The sequence below is a fragment of the Aeromicrobium sp. PFPM2_SD2 genome (assembly GCF_057364525.1).
The window spans coordinates 1-869 of sequence record NZ_JBNFNZ010000679.1; the positions used below are offsets into that span (position 1 = coordinate 1).

An 869-nucleotide genomic window follows, 5' to 3' on the forward strand; every position below is an offset into this window, starting at 1 on the left:
CGACGCTGGCCGGCCTGCGCCGCGAGGGCGTCAGCCGCCGGCCGGAGGGCACCGCCGACCGCATCGTGCTCGGCCGGGTGAGCGGCGACCCGTCCCCGACCACCCGCGACGGCTTCATCGCGATGCTCAACGCCGGGCTGCCGACCAAGCGGGTCATCGCCCAGGGCCTGCTGCGCGACGAGCAGGGACGCGTCCTGCTCTGCGAGCTGACCTACAAGCGCGAGTGGGACCTGCCCGGCGGCGTCGTCGAGCCGCTGGAGCCGCCCGCGCAGGGGCTCGTCCGCGAGCTGCAGGAGGAGCTCGGCATCACGGTGGAGGTCCGGGGCCTGGTGACGGTCAACTGGCTGCCCGCGTGGCGCGGCTGGGACGACGCGTGCGTCTTCGTCTTCGACCTCGGCGTCGCCGACGCGAGCCTGGTCGAGTCCTTCGCGCTGCAGCCCTCGGAGATCAAGGCGGTGCACTGGGCCGACGAGGCCACGGTCGCCGAGCGCGGCACGTCCGCGACGAACGAGCTGCTGACCGCCTGGCGCTCGGGCGACCTGCCCGCCTACCGCGAGGCCCCCAAGGCCGCCGAGTAGCTAGCGCACGTCGCGCCGGTGACGCCGCCGAGCTGGCCGAGGGCGACCACCGGTCCGCCGTCGCCGGGCACGTGCAGCACTACCTGGTGGGCGTAGGTCAGCGTCCCGCTGCTGGAGATGCCGCCCCGGCCAGGAACGCCTGCTGCGGCGAGCCGCCCGGCCAGGTCACCTGCCGCCCGGACGCCACGCGGTACGTGTCGCGGCGCTCGAGGGTGGCCAGCACCAGCGAGCCGCCGTCGCGCGTGCGCAGGGCCACGTCCACCGCGCCGGCCCGCCACACCTGGCGGAACC

The 869-nt window shown here is 75.8% G+C and carries 2 protein-coding genes; one reads left to right on the top strand and one right to left on the bottom strand.

What is annotated here, in order from left to right; translation table 11 throughout:
• Window positions 1-578, top strand: a 578-nt coding sequence (locus tag AC2W7G_RS17405) for an NUDIX domain-containing protein (protein WP_485869543.1), incomplete at its 5' end; no start/stop codon positions are given.
• A gap of 97 nt (window positions 579-675) precedes the next feature.
• Here the strand turns inward: AC2W7G_RS17405 and AC2W7G_RS17410 are convergent.
• Window positions 676-869, bottom strand: a 194-nt coding sequence (locus AC2W7G_RS17410; protein ID WP_485869544.1) for a hypothetical protein, incomplete at its 5' end; no start/stop codon positions are given.